General features: G+C 68.9%; 7 protein-coding genes. All 7 read right to left on the minus strand.

All coding sequences use genetic code 11. The features are described 5' to 3' along the window. A partial coding sequence (locus GA0115259_RS22640) for a hydroxyisourate hydrolase (protein ID WP_141716657.1) occupies positions 1–109 on the minus strand: 109 nt, incomplete at its 3' end. Further along, positions 106–690: a 2-oxo-4-hydroxy-4-carboxy-5-ureidoimidazoline decarboxylase gene (gene uraD, locus GA0115259_RS22645; protein ID WP_093600248.1), complete on the minus strand. Its 585-nt coding sequence runs from the start codon at positions 688–690 to the stop codon at positions 106–108. The genes GA0115259_RS22640 and uraD, both read right to left, overlap by 4 nt. A 143-nt stretch (positions 691–833) precedes the next feature. Next, positions 834–1214 carry a helix-turn-helix domain-containing protein gene (locus tag GA0115259_RS22650; protein WP_093600251.1) on the minus strand — a complete coding sequence of 127 codons (381 nt, stop codon included), beginning with the start codon at positions 1212–1214 and terminating at the stop codon, positions 834–836. After that, entirely contained in the window at positions 1211–1519 is a 309-nt protein-coding gene (locus GA0115259_RS22655) for a hypothetical protein (protein WP_237540358.1), read from the minus strand. Before GA0115259_RS22655 ends, GA0115259_RS22650 begins: the two co-directional genes overlap by 4 nt. Continuing rightward, a complete protein-coding gene (ddaH, locus tag GA0115259_RS22660) occupies positions 1510–2403 on the minus strand; it encodes a dimethylargininase (RefSeq protein ID WP_176732624.1) in 894 nt (297 codons plus the stop codon). The genes GA0115259_RS22655 and ddaH overlap by 10 nt, the downstream gene beginning before the upstream one ends. Positions 2404–2557: 154 nt before the next feature. Next, the gene (locus GA0115259_RS22665; RefSeq protein WP_093600255.1) at positions 2558–3061 is read right to left on the minus strand and encodes an Lrp/AsnC family transcriptional regulator; all 504 of its coding nucleotides are present in this window, start codon (positions 3059–3061) and stop codon (positions 2558–2560) included. Between the two features lie 149 nt (positions 3062–3210). After that, positions 3211–3579: GNAT family N-acetyltransferase (locus tag GA0115259_RS22670; RefSeq protein ID WP_093600258.1), on the minus strand; the 369-nt coding region annotated here is incomplete at its 5' end.

Below are 3579 nucleotides of genomic sequence, written 5' to 3' on the forward strand. Positions count from 1 at the left end.
CGCCGGAGCCGCTCCGGGCCGCGAGCGACACGGCGACGTCCGTGGCGGGGCGTCCGGTGCTGGTGTCCAGGATGTGCGTGGACACGGAAGCGGTGGTCGCGGTGCTCATGAGGCGCTGTCCTTTGCGTTCTCTGCGTCCGCTGCGTCCTCTGCGTCCTCTGCGTTCTCGGCCACGAAGTCCTCCGTCACGAGACGGGTCAGCCGGATACGGTTGATCTTCCCCAGTTCGGCGCGCGCGATCGCGCGTTCCCGCTCGGGCGTGTGCGCCAGCCGCTCCTTCAGCGCATCACGCATCTGCTCACCGGTCGCGCCGGTGGCGCAGATCAGAAAGACATGTCCGAAACGGTCCTGGTACGCCAGATTCAGTTCCAGCATCTCGGCCCTGAGCTCCTCGGAGGCACCGGCCATCCCTCGCTGTTCCCGGGCGGAGGCGGGATCTCCGGGCTTCGGCCGGCCGATCGGCGGATGCCCTGCCATCGCCTCGGCCAGCTCCGTGTCGTCCAGCTCATCCGTGGCGGTGTCACCTGCGGCGAAAAGGGCGTCGGCGGTGGCGTACGGGCGCCGGGCGAGCAGCTTCCTCGCCCACGCCGGACTGGCGCACACCTCGTGCAGCACGGCCAGGAGCGCATGGTCGGAAGAGTCGGAAGAGGTGTTGAACCGGGCCAGGCCCGGTGTCGGTGTCGAAGTCACGGGAGCCTCCGTGGCTGTGCTGGGCAGGCTTCGCATAGCTAACGCCCTCGGCACCACAACGTCAACACTTTGTTGAAATCCTGTATACGAAAGCCCCGGCACTGCCCCTTACCGGGCCCTCTTCCATTGCACTGCCTTCGCCTCTATTGCACTCCCTTCGCCGCGTTCTCGCGGTTCAGGTAGTTGTAGACGGTGAAGCGGCTGACGCCGAGGGCGCTCGCCACCGTCTCCACGCCATGGCGTACGGAGAAGGCGCCGCGCGCCTCCAGTATCCGTACGACCGACTGCTTGGTCCTGCGGTCGAGATCGGCGAGCGGCATACCGTGCTGCCGCTCCAGGGCCGCCAGGATGTGGTCTAGGGACTCCGAGAGCTGAGGCAGCCGTACGGCGAGGATGTCCGCGCCCTCCCAGGCGAGCACGACATCGTCGGGCAGGGCCTCCTGAGGCGCGAGCAGCTCGCCGCCCATGGCGTCCACCAGCGGCTTTACCGCCATGATGAAGGGATGGTCCACCGGCCCGGTCACCGGGCGTCCTCGACTGTGGCGACGTCGGCGGCAGAAGCGGCAGCGGTGATGTCGGTGACACGATCGTCACCGATCACATTCACCTGGAGCGAGATCCGGGTGGCGCCGACGGCCAGCGACCTGCGCAGCAGCGCGTCCACCGTGCTCAGCACCGCCTCCGCGCCGCCCTCCGCCGTATTGCCGAAGGGCCCTACGTCGACGGCGTCCAGTTCCGCGCTCTGGACGATCTCGCGGGCCACCACCGCGTGCGCGGGCGCCTCGTCGAGGTCGAAAGGTTCGGTCGTGAACTCGACTCTCAGTCGCATCGTGCCTCCATCGCACCGGCCCGGGACGAGGACGACCTTAACCGACGGTCTGACGAACCGCGGATCTCCTGAGTGCAGCACTTCGCTCCGCCGCCCGCCTTGTGGAACTCGGACAGCTCGACCGGAACAGGGACATAGCCGCGCCGCGTAAGCCCTTCGATGAGACTGGTGGCACGCGGAGAGATGATCACATGGCAGCCGTCGGAGACGGAGTTCAGCCCGAAGGCCATCGCGTCGTCCGGAGTGGCGAGCAGCGCGTCGGGGAAGAGCCGCTCCAGCACCGCGCGGCTCCCGGGCGAGAAGGCTCCGGGGTAGTACGCGACGTTCTCGTCATCCAGGGCGAACAGCGCGGTGTCCAGATGGTAGAAGTACGGGTCCACAAGACGGAGGCTGACCGTCGGCACTCCGAAGAACTCCTGGGCCTCCTGGTGCGCCTCGACCGTCGTACGGAAACCGGTGCCGGCCAGGACGAGACCGCCGACCGGTACGAAGTCGCCCTCGCCCTCGCACACGGCCTGCGGGACATGCACCTCGAATCCGGCCGCCTCCTCGAACCACCGCGCGTACGCACCGGCCTCGGGACGCCGCTGCGGCGCGTGGAACCGCGAGCCGAAGACCCGGCCGCCGATCACCACCGCCGCGTTGGCGGCGAACACCATGTCGGGCAGTCCCGCGACCGGTTCGACGGTCTCCACCGTATGGCCGAGATCGCGGTAGACACGCATGAGCGACTCCCACTGGGCGCGCGCGAGGGCCGTGTCGACGGGCGTCCCTTCGCGCATCCAGGGATTGATGGCATAGCGGACGTCGAAGTGGCGTGGTTCGCAGGTCAGATAGCGCCGAGGTCTGGGCACACGAGGTCCGGGCACACGGAAGGACGGCATGGAGTTTCCTCTCGCCGACGGGGATGCCTCAACGATAGGAAGGGAAGGAGAGGCCCTCAAGGAACGGAACTTGCGCGTGGACACAAGAATGCTGCGTCATCCGCCCGTTCTGCGGCTGTTCGTTGCGTCAGAGCGCGCAGGGCGGGTCAGCACGTCAGGGCGTGACGGGTCCCGCGTCGGGCGGTGCGGCGAGGCTTCCGGCCTCCGGGCTGTTGGGCAGCAGATGGGTCAGTACGACAAAGCTGTTGGTACGGGTGACGAACGGCTCGGCCCGGATCCGCTCCAGCACCTCCTCGAAATGCCCGATGTCCGCGGCCCTGATATGCAGCAGGGCGTCCGCGCCACCGGTCACGGTCACCGCCGCCACCACCTCGGGATGGTTCCGGGTGACTTCGGCGAGCCGCCGCGGCGGCGCCGCGCTGTCGCAGAAGACCTCGACATACGCCTCGGTGCGCCAGCCGAGGGCGGCGGGCCGCACGATGGTGGTGAATCCGGTGATCACATCGTCGTCACGCATCCGGTCGACCCTGCGCTTGACCGCGGGCGCCGACAGCCCGACTGTCTGGCCGATCTCGGTGAAGCTGCTCCTGGCGTTGGCGATGAGCGCCGCGAGAATCCTCCGGTCCAGCTCGTCGAGCACCGGCTGCTGATACGCCATGGGAGCCTCCGCCTTCTCGGCTTCGCAGGATGGATTCGGGCCGGGTTCGGAACGGGTTCGGGCCGGGTTCGGGACGTACGCTCCGGCGCTCCGGCCTCCGCCGCCCGGGCCGGTCCTCACCGTACGGATTATGGTCCGGACCGTACGGATTACGGTCCGGCGAGCTCACGCTGCATCAGGACCGTGTCCAGCCGTCGGCCGTGCTTGTTGCCGACTCCCGTCAGCCGTCCCGCGTCGATGAAACCGAATCGCCGGTGCAGGGCGGCCGACGCGTCGTCGCCGGTGTCGACCAGGACCGCGATCACCTGCCGTATCCCGGCCTCGGCGCAGCCGGTCAGCAGCGCGCCCAGGAGCGCGCCGCCGAGACCTCGGCCGGTGCGGCCCGGGGCCAGATAGATGGTGTCCTCGACGGTGTGCCGGTAGGCCGGTTTCGTACGCCAGGGCGCGGCATACGCGTACCCAGCCACCTCACCGGCCACCTCGGCGACCAGGAACGGCAGCCCGCGCCCGGCGAGTCG

The organism is Streptomyces sp. MnatMP-M17 (genome assembly GCF_900091995.1).
In the GTDB taxonomy this organism is placed as follows: Bacteria; Actinomycetota; Actinomycetes; order Streptomycetales; family Streptomycetaceae; genus Streptomyces.